The organism is Providencia huaxiensis (genome assembly GCF_002843235.3).
In the GTDB taxonomy this organism is placed as follows: domain Bacteria; phylum Pseudomonadota; class Gammaproteobacteria; order Enterobacterales; family Enterobacteriaceae; genus Providencia; species Providencia huaxiensis.
The window spans coordinates 3,176,610-3,198,383 of the sequence record NZ_CP031123.2 but is presented as its reverse complement, the minus strand read 5'-3'; the positions used below and the strand labels follow the sequence as shown (position 1 = coordinate 3,198,383).

At 39.0% G+C, this 21,774-nt stretch carries 20 protein-coding genes; 10 read left to right on the top strand and 10 right to left on the bottom strand.

The window, feature by feature from the left end; translation table 11 throughout:
- The first annotated feature begins 241 nt into the window (after positions 1 to 241).
- Positions 242 to 1,561, top strand: coding sequence for a polysaccharide deacetylase family protein (locus CYG50_RS16420; RefSeq protein ID WP_102138052.1), 1,320 nt, complete (start codon positions 242 to 244; stop codon positions 1,559 to 1,561).
- A 33-nt stretch (positions 1,562 to 1,594) separates the two neighbouring features.
- Here the strand turns inward: CYG50_RS16420 and CYG50_RS16415 are convergent, their stop codons facing one another.
- The 9 genes from CYG50_RS16415 to CYG50_RS16375 all read right to left on the bottom strand — a co-directional run bounded on the left by CYG50_RS16415 (position 1,595) and on the right by CYG50_RS16375 (position 8,948).
- Positions 1,595 to 2,698 carry a fatty acid desaturase family protein gene (locus CYG50_RS16415; RefSeq protein ID WP_102138051.1) on the bottom strand — a complete coding sequence of 368 codons (1,104 nt, stop codon included), beginning with the start codon at positions 2,696 to 2,698 and terminating at the stop codon, positions 1,595 to 1,597.
- Positions 2,688 to 3,812, bottom strand: a complete 1,125-nt coding sequence (locus tag CYG50_RS16410) for a sterol desaturase family protein (protein ID WP_102138050.1) — start codon at positions 3,810 to 3,812, stop codon at positions 2,688 to 2,690. Before CYG50_RS16410 ends, CYG50_RS16415 begins: the two co-directional genes overlap by 11 nt.
- Positions 3,805 to 4,419 (bottom strand): phosphatase PAP2 family protein, encoded by a 615-nt coding sequence (locus CYG50_RS16405; protein ID WP_102138049.1) that lies wholly within the window; start codon positions 4,417 to 4,419, stop codon positions 3,805 to 3,807. The genes CYG50_RS16410 and CYG50_RS16405 overlap by 8 nt, the downstream gene beginning before the upstream one ends.
- Positions 4,416 to 5,696: a F390 synthetase-related protein gene (locus CYG50_RS16400; protein WP_181490176.1), complete on the bottom strand. Its 1,281-nt coding sequence runs from the start codon at positions 5,694 to 5,696 to the stop codon at positions 4,416 to 4,418. The genes CYG50_RS16405 and CYG50_RS16400 overlap by 4 nt, the downstream gene beginning before the upstream one ends.
- The gene (locus CYG50_RS16395; protein ID WP_102138047.1) at positions 5,690 to 6,493 is read right to left on the bottom strand and encodes an MBL fold metallo-hydrolase; all 804 of its coding nucleotides are present in this window, start codon (positions 6,491 to 6,493) and stop codon (positions 5,690 to 5,692) included. The genes CYG50_RS16400 and CYG50_RS16395 overlap by 7 nt, the downstream gene beginning before the upstream one ends.
- The gene (locus tag CYG50_RS16390) at positions 6,487 to 7,494 is read right to left on the bottom strand and encodes an NAD-dependent epimerase/dehydratase family protein (RefSeq protein ID WP_102138046.1); all 1,008 of its coding nucleotides are present in this window, start codon (positions 7,492 to 7,494) and stop codon (positions 6,487 to 6,489) included. Before CYG50_RS16390 ends, CYG50_RS16395 begins: the two co-directional genes overlap by 7 nt.
- A complete protein-coding gene (locus CYG50_RS16385; protein WP_102138045.1) occupies positions 7,491 to 8,489 on the bottom strand; it encodes a 3-oxoacyl-[acyl-carrier-protein] synthase III C-terminal domain-containing protein in 999 nt (332 codons plus the stop codon). The genes CYG50_RS16390 and CYG50_RS16385 overlap by 4 nt, the downstream gene beginning before the upstream one ends.
- A 97-nt stretch (positions 8,490 to 8,586) precedes the next feature.
- Positions 8,587 to 8,727: a hypothetical protein gene (locus tag CYG50_RS16380; protein WP_181489896.1), complete on the bottom strand. Its 141-nt coding sequence runs from the start codon at positions 8,725 to 8,727 to the stop codon at positions 8,587 to 8,589.
- A 14-nt stretch (positions 8,728 to 8,741) separates the two neighbouring features.
- Complete coding sequence (locus tag CYG50_RS16375; protein ID WP_102138044.1) at positions 8,742 to 8,948, bottom strand: nitrilase-related carbon-nitrogen hydrolase; 207 nt, start codon at positions 8,946 to 8,948, stop codon at positions 8,742 to 8,744.
- Between the two features lie 1,299 nt (positions 8,949 to 10,247).
- Here CYG50_RS16375 and CYG50_RS16370 point away from each other — a divergent pair.
- The 6 genes from CYG50_RS16370 to CYG50_RS23545 all read left to right on the top strand — a co-directional run bounded on the left by CYG50_RS16370 (position 10,248) and on the right by CYG50_RS23545 (position 16,120).
- Entirely contained in the window at positions 10,248 to 10,484 is a 237-nt protein-coding gene (locus tag CYG50_RS16370) for a helix-turn-helix domain-containing protein (protein ID WP_004907928.1), read from the top strand.
- Positions 10,485 to 10,715: 231 nt separating this feature from the next.
- Positions 10,716 to 11,273: a fimbrial protein gene (locus tag CYG50_RS16365; RefSeq protein WP_102138043.1), complete on the top strand. Its 558-nt coding sequence runs from the start codon at positions 10,716 to 10,718 to the stop codon at positions 11,271 to 11,273.
- Positions 11,274 to 11,344: 71 nt separating this feature from the next.
- On the top strand, positions 11,345 to 13,840 hold the full coding sequence (locus CYG50_RS16360; protein ID WP_102138042.1) for a fimbria/pilus outer membrane usher protein: 2,496 nt from the start codon (positions 11,345 to 11,347) through the stop codon (positions 13,838 to 13,840).
- 11 nt (positions 13,841 to 13,851) lie between these two features.
- Positions 13,852 to 14,580, top strand: coding sequence for a fimbrial biogenesis chaperone (locus CYG50_RS16355; protein ID WP_102138041.1), 729 nt, complete (start codon positions 13,852 to 13,854; stop codon positions 14,578 to 14,580).
- An 85-nt stretch (positions 14,581 to 14,665) separates the two neighbouring features.
- Positions 14,666 to 15,142, top strand: coding sequence for a fimbrial protein (locus tag CYG50_RS16350; protein WP_229597484.1), 477 nt, complete (start codon positions 14,666 to 14,668; stop codon positions 15,140 to 15,142).
- A 12-nt stretch (positions 15,143 to 15,154) separates the two neighbouring features.
- Positions 15,155 to 16,120, top strand: coding sequence for a fimbrial protein (locus tag CYG50_RS23545; protein WP_102138039.1), 966 nt, complete (start codon positions 15,155 to 15,157; stop codon positions 16,118 to 16,120).
- 214 nt (positions 16,121 to 16,334) lie between these two features.
- Here the strand turns inward: CYG50_RS23545 and CYG50_RS16340 are convergent, their stop codons facing one another.
- Positions 16,335 to 17,981 carry a fumarate hydratase gene (locus CYG50_RS16340; RefSeq protein ID WP_102138038.1) on the bottom strand — a complete coding sequence of 549 codons (1,647 nt, stop codon included), beginning with the start codon at positions 17,979 to 17,981 and terminating at the stop codon, positions 16,335 to 16,337.
- A 904-nt stretch (positions 17,982 to 18,885) separates the two neighbouring features.
- Between CYG50_RS16340 and potA the strand changes: the two genes are divergently transcribed.
- From potA to potC, 3 genes are read left to right on the top strand one after another with little or no spacing between them, the layout of a single operon-like run.
- Complete coding sequence (gene potA / locus CYG50_RS16335) at positions 18,886 to 19,995, top strand: spermidine/putrescine ABC transporter ATP-binding protein PotA (protein ID WP_102138037.1); 1,110 nt, start codon at positions 18,886 to 18,888, stop codon at positions 19,993 to 19,995.
- Positions 19,982 to 20,845, top strand: coding sequence for a spermidine/putrescine ABC transporter permease PotB (potB, locus tag CYG50_RS16330; RefSeq protein ID WP_102138036.1), 864 nt, complete (start codon positions 19,982 to 19,984; stop codon positions 20,843 to 20,845). The genes potA and potB overlap by 14 nt, the downstream gene beginning before the upstream one ends.
- Positions 20,842 to 21,627: a spermidine/putrescine ABC transporter permease PotC gene (potC, locus tag CYG50_RS16325; protein WP_102138035.1), complete on the top strand. Its 786-nt coding sequence runs from the start codon at positions 20,842 to 20,844 to the stop codon at positions 21,625 to 21,627. The genes potB and potC overlap by 4 nt, the downstream gene beginning before the upstream one ends.
- The last annotated feature ends 147 nt before the right edge of the window (positions 21,628 to 21,774 follow it).

Sequence of the window (21,774 nt, the reverse complement as noted above, 5' to 3'; positions counted from 1 at the left end):
TGGATTAAACTGTCAAATGATTTACAGATTGTGCCTGTATGGTGCTTTTTACTGATAAATATGAGCTAGATCTCTTTATTCTGTGTGATAGGTTAGGTCATATTTTTAAAATTGGTATAACAGCTTGGTGGGCGAAAATAATGGGTGGCAGGGAATAATAAAAATTTTTATCAGGGTATGGGGTTCAATCTAGAGTCGGTTTAGAATAATTACGGAAACCCAGCGTTATAGTGGATAAAACATGTCTAGACGATTTCTTTTATTGCTTTGTATTTTATTTACGAATTATCTTCCCCAATCTTTGGCTTCTGAGACCGTCAACAACGCTGACGATTGGCAGTTGGCAGACATCCCACCAAAGCTAGTGCAAACGAAACAGCCTGAAATTATTTTTGCGATGATTGCTGGAGAAATGCGCGCTGTCGCAGAACTTAACGCAGAACACGGTTTTTACGCTTATTCTCCCTCAGGGGATTATTGCGCGATGCAGTTTGGCAATGACTACGCATTTGTAAAAACAATATCGTTTTCTAACCAAAAACCGCGTTATGTCCCTGAAGTAGATAGGCTAAATGACTTACAAAATCCTATTTATGATTATTTGGTCACACACCAAAAAACAGCGGTATATAACTCAACTCAGGGTAATCGTAAGCAAATTGCCTCTTTATGGGAAAACCTGCGCTACCCTGTGTTAGCTCGGATGATTAAAACGGATAAAGCAGGAGAAAAGAGTGCTTGGCTAACCATCCGTATAGGGGATAGGCTGGGTTATGTGCGTTTAGATGATGTCGCATTAGATAAAGGCATTCCAATTTTAACTTATCACCATATTCTCAAAGATAGTGAAAATAAGCATTTCCGTGAAACATCCACGACGACATCGGTAGAAGCATTTCGAGAACAAATGAATTATTTAAAACAGGCGGGTTACCAAACACTTTCGCTTGCCGATGTGGAAGATTATCTGAATAAATCCGCTAACCTACCTGGTAAAGCCGTCGTGCTGACATTTGATGATGGTTTAAAATCAGTTTATCGCTATGCATTACCGATTTTAAGGCATAACCGCCAGCAGGCGACGTTGTTTATTATTTCTTCACGCATCAAAACACAGCCACAAAAATGGTCAGCGCATGACTTGCAATTTATGAATAAGCAAGAAATCAAAGATAGTCGAGACGTTTTTAATATCCAATCTCATACTCACTTTTTACATCGTTTAGATAACCATAATTCACCCATTTTATTTAGCCGGAAAGAACATACGATCATGTTGGATTTTAAACGGTCGATAAGAGTTTTAAGTCGTTTCGAACCTGAGCAGCGTTACCTTGCATATCCATTTGGTGGTTATAACCAATCAGCGATGGATGCGGCTAAAGATGCGGGGCTACACCTTGCCGTCACGACCATTCAAGGAAAAGTCAAATTGGGGGATAACCCTTTTGCGCTCAAACGTTTGTATGCTTTTCGGACTGACCCATTAGAGAAATTTGCTCAGATGGTGGGTAATAGTGAAAAAAGCGTGATAAATCAAAATATTATTATCGATAGATAATCAATGTAGTGAACTAAGCACTGGGTTTTTGGCTCAGTGCTCATCCGCTTTCTTGCCCGTTCCCATCTCTTTTAAAAACTGCTGTTGGTAAACAAACAATTCTTTTGCGCTAATACAATGATAATCCATCGAAAACTGTTTGGCGGTTTGCTCAATAATCTTAGCAAGGGCAGGGTAATGGCGGTGGTTCCAATTGGGAAATAAATGGTGTGTAAGATGTAAGTTTAACCCGCCTAACCAATAGGTTAGCCAACGAGGCGTGGTTTGCCAATCATAAGTGGTTGAAAACGTGTGAGTATAAAAACCATGTGGCATATTGCCTTCTTTGGGAGGCGTATAAAAAGTTGCTTTCGCCCAATGGGTGCCAAGTATCAATACAACAAATATGAGAGAGGCAAACATTTGGCTAAATAAGTAAGTGAGCAGCAAGGTCCCTAAACTGATATCAGTAATAACAAACGCAGGTATGACTATTGCAACAATCAAATGCAGTAACTTAGCCAATAAAAATGCCCCAATACCACGACGGCCTTGATGGCGCATATGAGGGGCGACGCGCGTCAAATGAAATCTGTCCATCCAATCAAAGAACCAAATCAGTGCAGGGAAAGTCATTGCGGCAATTAATGGCCAATACAGATGCTGAGCTCGCATAAACGGGTACCAGCGCTGATAAGGGGTTTGGCGTAAGACGAAATTTTCTTCGATATCTAAATCATAATGGCGAATATTGGTGTGCGCATGGTGAAAAATAATATGCCTGACTCGCCAACATTCAGGGTCTAAACCCAACGGAATAGTGACCCAAAAATTGAGCCAATAATTGGCTTTGGCCTGTTTAAAAATCGCATTATGGGAAGCATCGTGAACTAAATTAATCGCCAATAACAATGCGAAGCAAATAAATAGAGGGTAAAAAATAAAAAACGCCCAAGACACATTAACACATAACGCTATGCCGTAGCTGCCTAAGCAGCACAAGATTAAAACCAGACTTTTTAAATAAAAACGTGTGTCAGCGAATCGGTGATCAGCCCGCTGTTGTAAATAGTGTTTGGCCGCCATGTTCAATGCTTTTTGGAACGCTTGGTCATGGCGATGTTGGTAGCCTAACGGCCTTAGCGGCTCAGAAGACATCACTCACCTGTATGGGTTTTCGGCCTATACCGATTAACATTAATAAACTATGCAACCACAGAGCACTGGTAAAAATAACCCAAAATGGGGTTGTCCATTGCCAAATAAATAAAATGCAAATTAATAGCAAGCAAGCGATGAAAAACCAGCTCAACAGGCCAATTTTACGGCCATCTGAAATACCGGATAGTGCCACGGTACCTAAGGCTAATAAGATAAATAAAATTACTTGTTGTTGAGTCGTCCCTTGGTAACCATAGCCATAAATATAGACATAACCAATAACTAGGCTAAATAGGAGGAGCGTTCCCATTACTAATGCGATTTGGTTTACACGAAATAATGGCGCGGGTTTTGCCTTGGGCTGACTGCGGCGTTTAATGATACGCCAAAAAGGTAAATTACTATCAATAAACGGGTTTTCAGATGCGGGAGCCCCTTTGATACCAAAATGGTGCTCAGTTTCAGGCAATTTGGAAAATGTACCAAACAGTTTGTCCCAAAAAATAAAACTGCCACCAAAATTACGGTTGGAATAATGCCCTTCCTTGACATGATGAACTCGGTGGTGTTGTGGCGTTACCATGAATTTCTCTAACCAACCCAAACGAGGGATCAGCGCACTGTGGTTAAAAAACTGAATGGTATAGTGCAATATTGAAACGGTGATAAACACCTCTAAGGGGATCCCCATTAGCGCCAGTAACATAAAGAATGGGATTGATGTCAGTGATGAGTACCAAGAATTACGCACACCTAATGATAGATTATAGTGTTCCCCTTGGTGATGTACCACATGAACGGCCCATAAAACACGGTAGGTATGGTGCAAACGGTGTAGCCAGTAAAAACCAAAGTCCCAAGCCAAAATCGCAAACACCCACACCAGTGCGGTTGGCCAGTTTTCAACGAGGTTGAATGAGTAGTGGGTCACGACAAAGCCGTAACAGAAAATCTCTAACCCTCTGAATAACCATAACATGATATGGCCGGAATTGAGGTTGAATACCAATTCTTGCCAGCTAACGGTGCCTTTTTGTGTTTTAGCGATCACTAAACCTTCTGCGACTACGACCGCTAACATGAAAACAATCGGAAAGGTTAATTCATTCATTAGTGTTTCTCTTTAAGACAAACTTCGCAGTGTGAACAATCACTAATGCTCCACAAGCGGTGAGTGCGCCAGTGACAACATCAATAAATAAATGGCGTTTTAACACCAATACAGAGACACAAATAGCAATGGCCCAAATCACGGCGAGAACCGTGCGAAATTTTTGTTGTGTTGACCATAATGCATTCAGTACGACGAGAGTCAATGAGACATGTAGAGAAGGGAGTAAATTTTGTGGGCTATCAATATCAATCAATGCAGACAAAACCCGCCCAGATAAGGTTGAAAAGTCGTAATCGTGGTACAGCATGGTCGTGGGATACCACAGATAGACCGCCCCAGAAACCAGCGCACAGAGCTGCATGGCATACATGAGTGAGCGAGCCTTTCTTAGAGGGCTGAGAAAATACCCAAGTGGGATAAACAGGAAAAATGAGAGATAAAGCCAGATGGCGTCGGGTGAAAATGGCACGGCATTATCAATCTCACTGGGGGACAAAATATGAGCCTGCCCCGTTATTTGCCCGGTATATTGATAAACAATACCAACGGTTCCCCAGCCGAGCAGGCAATAAATAAAGCGAGTGAATAATTCTTTGCTACTCATTTCGCTTCCTTACGGGTTATGCGTCGCTTTTTAACCGAGAGTGTTTGCATAATAGCAGCTGATGATAATTGCCAATCTAATTGAGTAATATCAACGTGTTGGTTTGCAAAATAGCTTACCAGTTGTTGTTGGCAATGGGACAGCTCCGTAGGAGAACATTCAGCCTGTAAATATAATGAGTTTCCTTGCTGTGTTAAGCGGAAATCGGCAGTAACAGGTAAGTGATTCACAATAACCCGAGCACAGGGATCAGCGAAAATCGTCACAATTTTGCCGTTATAGCCTGGAAGTTGCAGCAAGTCATCACAGCGGCCCTCAATGCGTTCAATCGCCATTTCAGGAGAGCCACAGGGGCAGGCATTTTTTTTCACCACTAACACATCATCCAGTTGATAGCGAACAATAGGCTGTGTTTTACGGGTGAAATCCGTGATAATCGGCGAAAAACGGTCATTATCAAGCCAATTAGGCTCAATATGCACAAACGCTTCATTTAAGTGCAAAGTACCATGGGAACAAGTACAGCCTAAAAACCCTTCCGTTGCTTGGTAGACTTCCCCGACATTGGGGAAGCACCCTTGTAATTTTTGTTTGTCATGAGGCTCTAATACCTCAGCGACAGAAATCACTTTTTGTGTATTTAATTGAATTTTTTGTTGGCTGATGGCATCAGCAATCGCGCATAACACTTGGGCTGGCGCAACGATGATGGAAGGTTGATATTGTTCAAGCGCAGCGAGTTGTAGGTCAAAATCTGCAAAAAGGTCATAAAAACGTAGTGAAATCCAACGGTTATTGACACTTTCATACAGGTTATTATTGGCACGTAAAAACAGTGCAACGCGTTCACCACTAAACAAGCCTTTAGGTAACATTTTAGCTAACATACTGCCAGACCAGACATTTTGTTCTTCTGGGCTAACAACGAACAGACCTCGACGGCCTGAAGTTCCAGAGGATAACCCGACACTGTAGCGCCCCACTTTAGGGGCAAAATCCCGAGATTGCTCACTTTTTTGCGCACATTCTAGAAGTTTTTGACTAGAAAGCCCGGCGGTATTCATTTCATCAAAATTATCCATCATGATTTGCTTATTCATAATGGGGAAATCATGTAACTCTTGATGAATATAAGGCTGAAAATAGGGGCTTTTGGTTAATACGTTGCGCTTGAATTGTGCCAAATGTCGTTGTTGATGGGCTTCTAGTTCATCCCGAGTTTTAAATTTTAAACGGCGTGCGCGCCAGTAATGCCAGAGCATCGAGAGGATCACAATAAATCCCCTTCATGGCACAGTTGGATAACCACATTGCGTTTATCAATCTCATGCAATTTATTTAGTGTTTCATAATAAGCTTGCTTATCATCCATGATGATATTGGCAATTGCCATAGGGCCGCGTAATTCACGATAATTAGTGGGAGACCAAGCCGCATCGCCTGCGAGCAATATCCAGCCTGAGTTAGTTAGTACACACAAACCAATATGTCCTGCAGCATGCCCAGGGAGAGGGACAATGAGTAACGTTTTCTGCTGATTGACGGCATAGCCTTCGCCTAAAACTTGCAATTCATTGGGTAACGCGACCTTGGGGAAACCTTCATAAAATACAGTACGTTGTTCGAAGTCGTCAGGTAATAGACCACTGACAAAGGCATTTTTCAATGCAGCAAACCCAGTTAAAGGGCGAGTTTTAGCCCAACCATCCCCTGAACAAATAATGGGTATGATGGGGAAGTCACGTAGCCCTGCGATATGGTCGCCATGAAAATGGGACAAAATCACACCATTGATATCATTAGGTTTTAGGCCATCACTAGCCAATTGATTGACAAGGGCGTCTTTGCTGTCGAAATACACAGGGGTAACTGTTCGGTATAGCCGCATAATGCCATGGCGCGTATGATCATAAAAATGGGTGGCATAACCGGTATCAAACAGCCAACGTTGGTGTTCATCTTCAATCAGCCATGCTCTTGCTGGGAATTTACAGGATTTAAAACTAGCACCTTTTAATGCGACACAGCCTGGATGTGTGCAATAACCCACCTCATATTGATGAATAGTTAGCATGGGTTCTCCTGTTGTTTCAGCCATTTCGCAGTTAAATGAACGCCTTGTTGCATGCTATATAAAGGATAGTAACCCAGCTCTTGTTGGGCTTTTTGGTTATCTAATGTCATGGTGAAATAGGCAGCTCCAAGGCTATAGCGTGTCAGTAATGGCTCTTTTCCCGTTAAATAGCCAATGGTCTCTAATAGACAGGCAATAGCATACAGTAAAGGGTAAGGGGCTGAACGAATTTCACAATCTAAGTTAAGTTCACTAAATAGCTGATTTAATGTTTGTTTAAGTGCTTGAGGCTGTTGGTTCGTAATATTATAAATGGCGCCACTGGGGAGTGTTTCTTTGAACGTCGCCAGCTGCATGCTGTGAACCACATTTCCCACATAGGTGAGGTCAAAATGGTTATTTCCCCCATTAGGTAAGACCAACTTTCCTTTTCGTGATTTTATTTGGGCAAGCAAACGCGGTAGCAAAACGCGATCATGAGGGCCAAATAAGCCTCGAGGGCGCAAAATAGTGTAACGCGTTGTTGGAAACTGCCTAACACACTGTTCTATCATAGTCTCGGCTAAATATTTTGTTCTAGCGTATTGGTTAGCGAAATGTTTATTAACCGTAGACTCAGGAATATTTTGCTGGTGGGTGAAATTAAAATAGATGGCAGGGGTGGAAATATGGATAAAGCGTGAAACTTTGGCTTCCCCCGCAGCGGTAGCCAATATTTGAGTTGCATGAACGTTTGTTTTCTCAAAATCTTGGCGTTTTCCCCAAGGCGAGGAAAGGGCAGCGCAATGCCAAATTGCATCACAGCCCACCATGAGTATTTTTGCTTCTTGAACGGTAAGTTCAGATAATTCACAGGCAATAAATGTTGCACCTAATTGGCTTAACTGTTCCCCTGCCTGGAGGTTTCGGCCACAAGCGATGACATTAATGCCTCTTTGAAGTAAGTACTCGCTAGCATTACGTCCCAGGCCACTTGTTGCGCCTGTTACCAAGATCTTCATGGCACCAACACCATGGCGCACAACGCTAAACCGGCGGCAGTACCAATCAGCATCGCACTTTGTTGTTCATAGAAACGGCCTGTGATAATCGCTTCGTGCAGTGCTGAAGGAATCGATGCCGCGACTTGGTTCCCGCGGTGACGGTAAATATCAATCAGTTGGTCAGTCGTCACGCCTACACGTTGGCGCATATGTTCTAAAGAAAGGTGGCTGGCTTGGTGTGGAATAACGGTACCAATTTGTTTGAGCTGTAAACCCGATTCACTGAAAACCTGTTGCATAAAATCTTCAATCAAAGAAGACGCGAGGCGAAACAGTTTTTTCCCTTGCATATGAAAAAGAAAATCATCGTCAGTCATACCTGAGCGCGGGTTGCATCTTGTGCCACCTGCGCGAATTTCGCAAAAATCGATCCCTGCAGTATAGGTGGTATGGGTGTAAGAAATAATTCCGCTATTTCCATCTCCTTTTTCCACAACAACACAAGCTGCGCCATCACCAAAAATCAGCGATGATTCTTTATCTTGCCAGTCAATACCGCGCGAGGCGATATCTGCAGAAACAATTGCGATGCGTTGGTAAGTACTGGTGGCTAATAACCCAGCCGCGACCTGAAGTGCAGTGATGAAGCTGATGCAACTGGAGTTGACATCAAAGCAGGCAATACCTTGGTTTAAATTCGATTGTTCAAGGATATGCGCAGCTGAACACGGTAGCGCTTGCACTGGGATAGCTGAAGCATTGATTAGCATATCAATACTGCTTGGTGCGATATGGTTCGCATGCAATGCATTTTGAATCGCTAGTGCGGCTAATACTGCTTGTGAATCGGTATGAGTTGCATGGAAGCGGTATTCGATACCTGAATGTTTTTCGACAAACCCTTTTGGTTTATTTAATTTTTCATCCAACATGGATGAGTAAATTTTATGCTCAGGAAGTGCAACTCCAGAAGCAATGATTTTTAGGGGGGTTATTGACTGGTTACCAGACATATCAATATGTGCCTATCTTGCGATGATAATGACAATAAATATCAGAGTTCAAATATTTAATATATAGGAATTACGGAGAGGAATTACGGAATTATTCTTATTCGCTCTCTCTTGAAAATGTTTTATAAACTTCATCAATCAATTCATTGATGGTGTTTTGCCATAATTTAGGCAATGAAGTCTGCCATACCACATCAATACACCATTGGGCTTGTTCACAATGTTGAGCGAGTGTCATTTGAGCTTAAAGTTTCACTTAAGGCATGAAAAAGCCTCATCTGGTAACTTTGGCACATGCCAATAACCAGTAATACATATCTCAGGCAACACCACTATTTTCACGTCTTGTTGTTCGACTTGGGTAATAAAGTTATGAATACGGTCTAGGTTATAGGTCTTATCATTAGGGCGATGTCGAAACTGAACTGTTGCAGCGTGAAGTAGGGGGTATCTTTGCATTCTTTTTATCTCCTTAGGTTAAGGAGATAAAAATATGTCGTTCGAACAAAAAATAATGAGTTATTTTTGTATTTTATTATTATAAGTTGTTGAATATAATGTTTAACTAACTCGTTACAGGTGTTTTTTTCGGGTAAGTTAACTTAAAAAGATGATTCATAGTTACATTATGCGAAAAAAATCTTTAATTTAGCTTTAATATTCTTATATTATCAACTTTGCTTAAAGGTGCTTGGGTGATTTTATCTTAATAAGTGTCTTTATTTAGTGAATTAGCCATGTAAGTAACCTTTATTCTTAGCATTAAAGGCAAGAAACTAACTTAAGCTATGAGCGCAAAATGTAATAATGATAGGTGTCTTTCTTGTCATTTTGACTATTTATTGGGGAAATTGCGAAGTGAAATGCTTGTATTACTCATTTTGTAATGCTCCAGGCTAATATTATTATGTTTTATTTTTGTTATTTTCCATTTTAACTCTATAAAATTGCAATATACATTTGTGATTTGTTACAATTTGAAATAAATGTAACTTGTTGTTATTTAAAGGTTATTTATGTCATAAATTGTTTTATTTTACTCTAAATATGTGTTAATGAAGGCTATCGACATTTTTTTACTTTAATTATGAGTAACTTGCTCTATTCATGATTAAATAGTAGTAATTTAAAGGGTATTTCAGTTTTTTATATTCTAAACCCTTAATGTGAGTAAGTTAAAATTGCTATTAATCTAATCATAATAAATGATAAAAATAAAAAAAACCATTGTCAGTTGTTTTTTTGAAGTAAACATTAAAAATGTAAAAATTAAATTAATTTATAAAAATAAATACATAAAAATACTTATTAATCAATGAATACCATATTAAATCAACAGTAAATGCCTTTATTTTATTGGAAATTAAATTTACGGCATATTTCCCGATGTTACCATTGGTGATGGTTATTATTTTTTTTGATTTAAAATCAACACCTTGAGATGGTGTAATTCGTTTTATAAAAAATAGTAACTAATATGAACAATGTGATTTTTATCTTATAAGATAATCAAAGCTTAAATAATGAAATATTGATAGGTTTCAATGGCTTTAATTTATTATATTGATCGTTATAAACAGTTTTACTTTTATATATTGAAAACTATAATTAACTCAAATTTCGTGTTTTAATTGGTTCTTGCTATTTTGATTTGGATATATAAGCGGTGTATAATCAGTGCAGTTTATTATGTTAAAGATTTTGATCTGTAATATAATTTAGCCATTTAATATTTTAGGTTATTTTGGGCTATTGTTAATGATAAATGTAAATCGGATAGTAGGCAGAGAGATTAGAAAAAGAAGAAAGCACTTAGGGCTTTCAGGTATTGAATTAGCGAATCTTGTTGGCGTTAGTCAGCAGCAAATTTCCCGCTATGAAAGAGGCGAGTGTAATATTAATATTGAGAATTTGCACGTGCTTGCTAATGCGTTAGAAACTGAAATGATTTGTTTTTTTATCGATGATGTTTTTATCAATAAAGAAAATAATTAATTTAAAAAATAAGAATAATCTGGTTACAAGATTAAATTAATAAAGTTATATGTTTTTAAATTAATTAATAATTTAAATTAATAAAGGTGTAGTGTTTTTACTTTTATCTAGTAAAAACCTAGATCTTGTATTTTATTTATCATTACACTCTCAGTAAATAAATATCAACTTAATAATTTATTGATTATTAGGTGATTGGTACATCTGTCGTCTTTTTATAGGAAAATATAAATGAAATTAACTAAAATTGCATTAGCTACAATTATCGCTTCTTCATTTGGTATTGCACACGCAGCACCTGTAGATCAAGGAAGTGGCATCATCAACTTTACTGGTAAAGTGATTAATGCACCTTGCTCAATCCCTGGTGATGGTACAATCAACGTTGACCTTGGCCAAGTTGCAAATAAAGTATTGGAAACTGGTAACAAATATAGCCAAAGCGTTCAATACAATATCCAGTTAGAAAACTGTGATTTAGGTGCAGTGACAGATGCTGACAACAAAGTTATCTTCCCTGCGGTTAGCAAAGTTAAAGTAACGTTCACTGGTACTCCAGATACTACAGCTAAAGAATTGCTGGCAAATACTGGTACTTCTAAAGGTGTGGGTGTTCGTTTAATCAACGCAGATGGCGCAACAATGAAAGTTGGTGATACCAGCGTTGAGATGCCATTAGCGGATGGTCCAAATAAATTAGCATTCAGTGCACGTGTTGAAGCAAATGGTAGCAAAGTTGAAACTGGTAGCATTATTTCTCAAGCAACTTACGCTTTAAACTACCTGTAATTTTTTATTTTAAATAACAGGCATATATTTGCCTGTTATTTTCCTTTTTTTATTTTTTGACAGGGAACATCATGTCTCTATTGCCTCAGTTTAAAATAAATAAAATATTATTTTCAATTGCTTTGGCATTTTCCGTTTCGGGAATAGCGAATGCAGTGGAATTTAATATGAATATTATTGATGCTAAGGACAGAGATAATATTGATTTGAGTCAGTTTTCTAATCCCGATTTTATTCCTGCTGGTGAATATTTAACAGATATTACATTGAATGGTAGAAAGTTATTTGGGCAGTATTTAATTAAATTCATTGAAGAGAGTAAAGATACTTCAACACTCTGTATTACACCAGAGATGGTAAATATTTTTGCATTAAAAAAGAAGGTAAAGGAAGAACTTCTGCAAAATAATAATGGCCAGTGTGTTGAACTATCTAAAAATTTAGATATTACCTATCGCTTTGATAAAGCGAATCAGAATATCTTATTTTCTATCCCTCAAGCTTGGCTTGAATATGATGACCCGTATTGGGTTCCACCTTCCCAATGGGAAAATGGGATTACGGGCGCATTTCTCGACTATAACCTGTTTGTCAATTACTCAGCGCCTAAAAATAACAGTGAAACATTCAGTGGTAGTAGTAACGGTACCGCTGGTGTTAACTTAGGAGCTTGGCGTTTTCGTGCTGACTATCAATATCAATATAATCGTTCTCAAGGTAAAACGAATGAGCGGTTTGATTGGACTCAGTTATACGCTTTTCGTGCTTTACCTCAAATGGGTGCAAAGGTTTTACTTGGTGAGTCTTATTTGAAGACTGACTTATTTGATAGTTTTCGCTTTATAGGGGCGTCTATTTTTAGTGATAACAGGATGCTTCCACCTTCATTACGCGGTTATGCACCTCAGGTTACCGGTATTGCGAAAACGAATGCGATGGTGATTATTTCACAGAATGGGCGTGTGATTAAGCAAGTTAAAGTCGCTCCAGGGCCATTTAATGTTCAAGATATCACTGAAGCGGTACAAGGTACTTTAGATGTAACCATTGAGGAAGAAGATGGTTCAAAAACCACTTATCAAGTGACAGCGGCATCGTTGCCATTTTTAACGCGTCAGGGGCAGCTACTTTATAAATTTACCATGGGGCAATCCGACCCATTTGGTCGCTCACAGAAAATTGATCCTAAGTTTATTGTAGGAGAAGTTTCCTATGGTTTATTTGGTGATACATCCATCTTTGGTGGGTTAATTGCAACGGTAGATAATAACAATTATCAAGCGATGAACTTGGGGATAGGGCAAAACATGAATATGTTTGGTGCTATCTCTGTTGATATCACTCGCACCCATGCAAATTTAGATAATTTTGGATCTTATTCAGGTAATAGCTATCGTTTAAATTATTCTAAACGTTTTGAATCTACTAATTCACAGATAACATTCGCAGGCTATAAATTTTCTGAAAAAGAATTCTTAACGATGCCTCAATACATTGATGCAGCTAACGGTGTGCTTGATTTTAGACGTGACAAAAACGTCTATACCGCGTCTTTTAATCAATACATTAGCCCACTGGATTTAACTGTCTATTTTAATGCTTCTCATCGCCAATTTTGGAATAGTGAATCAACAACAAACTTTGGGATGAGTTTTAGTAAGTTATTTAGTATTGGGCAAATTAAAAATATTTCCGGCACATTATCACTCAATAAAATTAAATATGAAGAGACGGATGATAATCAAATTTATCTATCTTTCTCCGTGCCACTCGAAAATGGCGCTTCAGTGAGTTATGACGCTCAGTATGCAGACAATGACCATAGCTTTGGTCAATCTGTGGGTTATTACAGTGCAAACGAGAATAACAACTATTGGAGTATGCGTGTTGGTGGTGATCAGCACAAACTTGGACGCGCAGAACCAAATATCAGTGGTAGTTATCAATATTCATCACCTTATGGCGTATTAAATGTTAATGCGACTGAAAATGTGAACTCATATCGTGCTGTCGGTGGTAGTTGGTATGGTTCCATGACAGCAACGAAATACGGTGCGGCCATGCACCGCAACGGGACTAACAACGAGCCTCGTGTGATGATTGATAGTGACAATGTTGCAGGGATTTCGATTGATAATGGCGAATCAGTCACAAACCGATTTGGGATTGGTGTAGCGACAAGCTTAAATAGTTTTTCTAATTCAGATGTTTACATTGATATGAATACACTACCTGATGATGTAGATGTCAATGACAACATTATTGGTAAAACCCTGACTGAGGGGTCAATTGGTTATCAGAGAATAAAAGCGAATCAAGGAAAACGTATTTTAGCAATTATCCGTTTGAATAATGGAAATTATCCACCGCTTGGCACCAGTGTGATTGAATCAAGCACAGGAAGAGAAGTTGGAATTATTGCTGATAGCGGCGTTGCGTATTTAACGGGTGTGGATCCAGAAGAAAGCTACATAGTGAAATGGGCTGCGGGCGCAAACCAATGTAGTTTGAATTTACCTAATATTGCCGAAAAAAATCAGGGTAAAGTCCTGATCCCTTGCCAATAAAGGAATGATGTATGAGTAAAAAGTATGTAGTAGCTTTAGGATTTTCATTAGTTTTTGTCGGCATGCAAGTTGCGTCTGCTGCGATCAATATTGACCGTACACGAATTATTTTTCCAGGCAAAGATAAATCAATAAGTCTGGTTATTAATAATCAAAGTAAAACAATGCCTTATTTAGCTCAATCTTGGATGGAAGATGAAAAAGGGAATAAGGTTTCTGAACCTTTTACGGTTTTACCACCGATGCAACGTGTTGAGCCTAATGCTAAAAACCAAATAAAAATTATTAAAACAGAGGGAATTGATGCTCTTCCACAAGATAGAGAATCGCTGTTCTATTTAAATGTACGCGAAATTCCCCCTGTTGCAGATAAAGAAAATGTTGTTCAGATTGCGATTCAAAGCCGTCTAAAAATGTTTTATCGGCCACCTCAAATCGAAAATAATAGCGACAAAGTATGGGCTAAAGAGCTGAAATATACGCATACAGGTGGACAATTATTAATTGAAAACCCAACTAAATATTACGTGACACTGGGTTACCTTAGTAACAACAACCAGAAAAATTTCCCTGGTTTTGAAAGTGTGATGATTGCTCCGCTTTCTAAGGAAAGTGTCTCCGTGCCGACAAGCGGTTTTAATCAATTATATACCGGCTATATGGATGATTACGGTGGGATGAAAATGTTGACTTACCAATGCGCTGCGTCGACCTGCCAGCTGTCAAAAGAGAGCCAATAGGATTTTAGATATGAGAAATTGCTACTTTTCAATATGTCTTTTCATGCTATCTCTATGTGGAAGCCAAAGCTATGCAGATAGTAGCATGATGAGAGGTGATCTTAATTTTACAGGTAATGTAGTGGCATTGCCTTGTAAAATTTCATTTTACTCTATAGATCAAAATATTGAATTAGGCCCAATATCTCTGAATTATTTTAATGAAATTGGGGATAGAAGCCCTAAGCATGAAATCAAATTAAAATTTGATGACTGCATTTTCCCAAAACGCGATCGCGATGATAGGGATCCAGTTGTCAGGATCATGTTTATTTCAGAGCCAACTGCAAGTACAGACCGCAATTTATTTGGTGGTAAAACCATTCTAAATGGCTACGGCATTCGCTTAATGGATAAAGATAGCAATATTGTTCCTAATGGCGAATATCGTAGTTATCCAATCTATTTTGATGATAACCAGCAAATTACGATTTATTCCATGCTAGAGAGTTATCTACCCAGAAATGAATTAACAGTGGGTAATATTAAAACGCAAATTACCTTAAATATTACTTACCTATAAGGTGTATAAATCATGATACACAGGTTTATTCAAAAATATGGTTTTTATATTGTATTTCTATTCGTTTTTATTAGCCCAAAAACCTTTGCATTAGATTGTGTGGAAGCCGGAACCGGAGTGGTTATTAAACCTGCAGTACCTGTTGGCCAATTAGCTATTCCGGCAGATACACCAGACGGAACAATTATTTGGCAATCTGACCCACTGACAGTCACCGTTTTTTGCGACAACGTGCTTGGAAATATGGTTGACGTTGTTCATATGTATTTTAACCCAACATCTCAAAAGTTAGGTACTGGCTTACTACTCGGTGCGAACTATCAAGGCCAACAGCTTGAGAGAGATAAACAAAAAGTGAGTTTAGGTACAAAACCAATCAGTGGCAACGAAAACGTGACAGTGACGGTGACATTTACACTGTATATCAAAGTGACAGGGACTGTACCGCCATCAGGTAACTATGAGGGTGATAATCAATTTACAGTTTTCCAATTTGATGGGAGCGGTGGGATCAATACGACACCAGGGGCGAAAAACTTACGCTACTCGATATCTGGATTACGGGGGATCCGTTTCTTAAAGTGCGGCGCAGATATTAAAGTTTTCCCTGAGTCACAGCAAATTGATTTTGGCCAGCTAATGATTACAGACTTGAATCAAGGGAAAGAGTTTAAAAAGGATTTTCAAGTTCAAGCGGTGAAAAGAGGTTGTCTTGATAATTTCTCTATGAATATCAATTTTGAAACGACTGATCCACTGAATGGTGAATATGCGATTGATTTAAAAAATGGCACCAACTTAATAATTATGGACGATAAAAGTAATAATATAAAATTCAATTACTTCCAGTTTTTTGGTAGCCTACCGCAAGGAAGTACTTCAGTAACCCGTGATTACAGTGCAACAATTAAAAAGGCGGGGACGGTGAAAACGGGTGGATTTAACGCCTCAACCATTGTTCGAATTAACTATTATTGATATCAGTAATATATCGATGTGAGTGATAGTTAAAATGATAGTATAAAATGATAGTAAAAGAGTGGGCTTTTGGCCCACTCTTTTATTATATAACTGTGTGATTATATAACTGTGCGATTATGTAACTGTATGATTGTGTAACAGCATGGCTATGCTACATCGTCATACCGGCTAACGAAAGTTAGCGCACTCCTTTGCGCTAGAGTGGCTAACTCTATTTAACACATTTGCCGCAAGTTTCATTTTGCACTTGCTCAAAGAAGTTATTTCCTTTGTCATCAACCAAAATGAACGCAGGTAACCCTTCAACTTCCATTTTCCAAATTGCTTCCATTCCAAGTTCTGGATATTCAAGGCAATTTAGGCTTTTCACATATTCTTGAGCAAGTATTGCTGCGGACCCACCAATACTGCCTAAATAGAACCCACCATGCTTTTTACAGGCATCTGTCACCAATTGAGTTCGGTTACCTTTCGCCAACATTAGCATGCTGCCACCGTGGGACTGGAATAGATCGACATAAGGATCCATCCGATTACCGGTTGTTGGGCCCAAAGAACCGGAAACCATATCTTCAGGTTTCTTCGCTGGGCCTGCGTAATACACCATGTGATCTTTAAAGTATTGAGGCAGTTCTTCGCCGCTATCTAAACGCTCTTTCAATTTCGTATGCGCAATATCCCGAGCAATAATAAGTGGCCCACTGAGGGAAACACGTGTTGATACAGGGTGTTTACTCAGCTCAGCCAAAATGTCTTTCATTGGGCGGTTGAGGTCAATATGTACTACTTTTCCTTCAGCTTGATTACGCATAGACTCAGGAATGTATTGGGCTGGGTTGTGCTCCATTTTTTCAAGCCATAAACCGCTTTTGGTTATTTTGGCTTTAATGTTTCTATCAGCAGAGCAAGAAATAGCTAAGCCGATTGGGCAAGAGGCACCGTGGCGAGGTAAACGAACAACACGAACATCGTGAGCAAAATATTTACCACCAAATTGTGCGCCAAAACCAAGATGACGTGAAGCTTCTAATAACTCATTTTCTAGCTCTATATCACGGAAGGCACGGCCATACTCATTACCTGTGGTTGGCAGATTATCGTAGTATTTTGCAGAGGCAAGTTTGGCGGTTTTCAGGGTTGTTTCTGCAGAAGTACCACCGATAACAAAGGCAATATGATAAGGCGGGCAAGCTGTTGTGCCTAGATTCCGCATTTTTTCAATTAAGAAATTTTTTAACTTAGCTGGAGTTAATGTTGCTTTTGTTTCTTGGTAAAGTGCTGATTTATTTGCTGAACCGCCGCCTTTGTTAACAAACAGGAAATGATATTCATCGCCAGTGGTCGCAAAAATGTCAAACTGAGCAGGTAGGTTTGTGCCAGTATTGACTTCATTAAACATATCTAGCGGGGCATTTTGAGAAAAACGTAGGTTTTCGTGTTGGAAGACGTTATAAATCCCTCGAGAGAGGTACTCTTCGTCGTCGCAGTCTGTCCAAACTTGTTGACCTTTTTTCCCAACAACCGCGACAGTGCCCGTATCTTGGCAGTTTGGTAATATACCTTTTGCCGAAATTTCAGCATTGCGAAGTAACTGCAATGCAACATATCTGTCGTTTTCGCTGGCTTCTGGGTCATGTAAGATAGCAGCGACTTGTTTCTGGTGCGCGGCTCTTAAAAAAAACTGAGATTCATAAATTGCGTGTTCGGCAAGGAGGGTTAATGCTTCAGGTTCAACTTTTAAAATTTGCTTTCCCGCAAATTGTTCTACAGAAACATATTTATCAGAGACTTGGAAATACTCGGTTTTATCCTCAGATAATGGATAAGGTTCTTGGTAAAAAAACTCTTTATTAGCCATTTTGCTCACTCACATATTAATTTCAGTGGAATTTCCAAAAATAGTCACCCGCAGGCTTATGTTTATTCTTTAATTGGTTTAACGCGAAAGATACAAAGTAAAATTTATAGGTGCAATAATGAAACAAAAATCACAAAATAAATCACTAAAAGTTACAGTTCAGCTTGGGATTATACTAATTTGATTATTATATTCAAAGGGATGCAGGGGATAATATGATGTTGGTTAAATTTATTGAGATAAAAGATAAGGATTAATGAAAATTAGATTTAAATCACATAATAATATTATTAACTGCAACTTTAATTATTTGTTATAGATGTTACCGGTTATTTGATTTTTTCATGTGTAATCACGATATATACCTATTGAATATAATTACCATCATAACTTGATAATTTTGTTATACGGTTTTTATTGTATTTTTCTTGTGCATCTAATAGTAAGATTTATATCACTGAATACATTAATTAAAAAATTTAAAATAATAAAAACTATTAATTTTATAATTATTATTTTTATTGTGAATTGTAATAACCCTATGAATTTTAGTGTATTTGACTTAAGTTTCACCCTCTAATGCATCATGTAAATCTATAGATATAGGCGGATTAATTCTATATATCGCTATGTTGCTTATTTTTCTCAAAAATCTGTTTTATTTATTGAGAATTCATAATGAAAGGCAAACGAAGTTGTGAAAATGGCTTTCAATTTACAAAAACAGTGTTTATCATGCATGCCTTATGAAGTTTAAATGGCGCTACTGGTTTTGGGCTTTGCTGGGGAAAATAATTTGCTTATGTCACGTTAAGTCGACAGAGTAAACCTCCGACAAGCTTATACAGTCTTTAACGGTGGCGGTTCTATCTGCATTATTCCTAGGGATAGAGTGTATAAATAAATGACTGAGACAACCTCTCTGACACCACTCATTGAATTAAAATCTTTAAGTAAAGGTTTTGATGGCAAACAAATTATTTCTGAGCTTGACTTAACCATTCAGAACGGTGAGTTTTTGACCATTCTTGGGCCTTCTGGTTGCGGCAAAACGACGGTTTTACGTCTTATTGCTGGGTTAGAAGATGCCGATGACGGTCAAATTATTCTTGATGGTCAAGATATTACAGATATTCCTGCAGAACAGCGTTTTGTGAACACTGTGTTCCAGAGCTACGCTTTATTTCCTCATATGACGGTTTTCGATAACGTTGCTTTTGGCCTACGCATGCAAAAAACGCCTGCGGCTGAAATTCAAAAGCGTGTCGACCAAGCCTTACGTATGGTGCAGCTAGAAGATTTTGCTGAGCGTAGACCCAACCAACTGTCTGGTGGCCAACAACAGCGTGTGGCGATAGCCCGTGCGGTAGTGAATCGCCCGAAAGTCCTACTGCTGGATGAATCATTGTCTGCGCTTGATTATAAACTGCGCAAACAAATGCAAAATGAGCTAAAAGCCCTTCAACGAAAACTGGGGATCACGTTTATTTTTGTGACTCACGATCAAGAAGAAGCCTTAGCCATGTCTGATCGGATCATTGTGATGCGTGAAGGGCGAATTGAGCAAGACGGCACACCTCGTGAAATCTATGAGGAACCGAAAAACCTATTTGTTGCTCAATTCATTGGTGAAATTAATATTTTTGATGCGAAAGTATTGTATCGCATTGATGATAAACGTATTCGTGCCAATGTTGAAGGTCATGAATGTGATATTTTCACTGAGCTCTCTGTCAACGAAGGGCAACACGTTAGTGTGTTATTACGTCCTGAAGACTTGCGCGTTGAAGAAGTAAATGATGCAGATAACCATCCAGGGCTGATTGGCTACGTTCGTGAACGTAACTATAAAGGCATGACGTTAGACTCAGTGGTTGAAATGGAAGATGGCAAAATTGTCATGGTGAGCGAATTCTTCAATGAAGATGACCCCGATGTCGACCACTCCCTTAACCAAAAAGTTGCTGTGACTTGGGTTGAAAGCTGGGAGGTAGTTCTGGATGATCATTCGTAAACATAAAATTTTGCAGAACGTTATTATCACCGGGGTAGTCGCCTGGCTGCTGCTATTCGTCTTTTTGCCTAATATTATGATTATCGGCACCAGCTTTTTGACGCGTAGCGACACCAACTTAGTTGACTTAGTTTTTACGTGGGATAACTACATTCGCTTGTCTGACCCGATGTATGCAGAAGTGATGTTGCACTCACTCAACATGGCGGTGATCGCAACTTTTTTCTGTTTAGTAATTGGCTATCCATTTGCCTTTATATTGGCAAGGTTACCTAAACGGGTACAACCTTTGATGCTGTTTCTGTTAATTGTGCCATTTTGGACCAATTCATTGATCCGTATCTACGGGTTAAAAGTTTTTCTCAGTACCAAAGGGTACTTAAATGACTTTTTACTGTGGGTTGGTGTTATCGATAAACCGTTGAAAATTATGTATACACCGGAGGCCGTCATATTAGGCCTTATCTATATATTGCTGCCATTTATGGTGATGCCGCTGTATTCAAGTATTGAAAAATTGGATAAGTCATATATAGAGGCTGCAAAAGACCTCGGTGCGAATAAATTTCAGCGGTTTGTGAAAATCATCATTCCGTTAACGATGCCAGGAATTATTGCAGGCTGTTTGCTGGTTTTATTACCCGCAATGGGGCTGTTTTATGTAGCGGATTTAATGGGCGGTGCGAAAAATCTACTGATCGGTAACGTGATTAAGAGCCAGTTCTTAAATATTCGTGATTGGCCATTCGGGGCCGCAACCAGCATTTTCCTCACAGCGATGATGGGGTTATTGCTGTATGTCTATTACCGAGCAGCTAAGCTTCTGAATAAAAAGGCATATGAAGAATGATCGGACGTACTCTCCGTGGTGGCTTTATGGCCATCATCTACGCTTATCTTTATATTCCAATCATTATTTTGATTGTTAATTCCTTTAATGAGTCACGTTTTGGTATTCAGTGGCAAGGGTTTTCAACTAAATGGTATGAATTACTGAGTAATAACGATAGCCTATTAGAAGCTGCGGGGCATTCATTAACTATGGCGGTTTTGTCAGCGACTTTCGCGACAGCCATTGGCACACTCACTGCCGTCGCATTATTTCGCTATCGTTTTAGAGGAAAACCTTTCGTCGGTGGCATGTTATTTGTGGTCATGATGTCCCCGGATATCGTTATGGCGATTTCGTTATTGGTTCTATTTATGATCCTTGGGGTTTCGCTCGGTTTTTGGTCGTTATTATTTTCGCACATTACCTTTTGCCTGCCGTTTGTCGTGGTGACGGTCTATGCAAGGCTGAAAGATTTTGATGTGAAGATGTTAGAAGCAGCGCGCGACCTTGGAGCGGGTGAATTTACCATTTTGCGTAAAATTATTTTACCTTTGGCATTACCTGCGGTTGTTGCCGGCTGGCTACTCAGTTTTACCTTGTCGATGGATGATGTGGTGGTTTCCTCATTTGTCACGGGGCCAAGTTATGAAATTTTGCCATTGAAAATATATTCCATGGTAAAAGTTGGGGTTTCCCCAGAAGTTAACGCATTGGCAACGGTGCTGTTGATTATGTCCCTCTTACTGGTGTGTTTAAGCCAGTGGGTGATGCGGGATAAATACTCAAAAAAAACTAAGTAATACGTTAAACGACGGTGCTGCCCATTTTTATCGGGCAACATCTTTTTTCAGTGCCATTCGGCGAGAGGGTGGGCTCCAACTGAGCCTATTAGATATAACCCCGAAATCATTCAAGCGGCTGCTTGGTGCATTAAGGGATAAAAAACA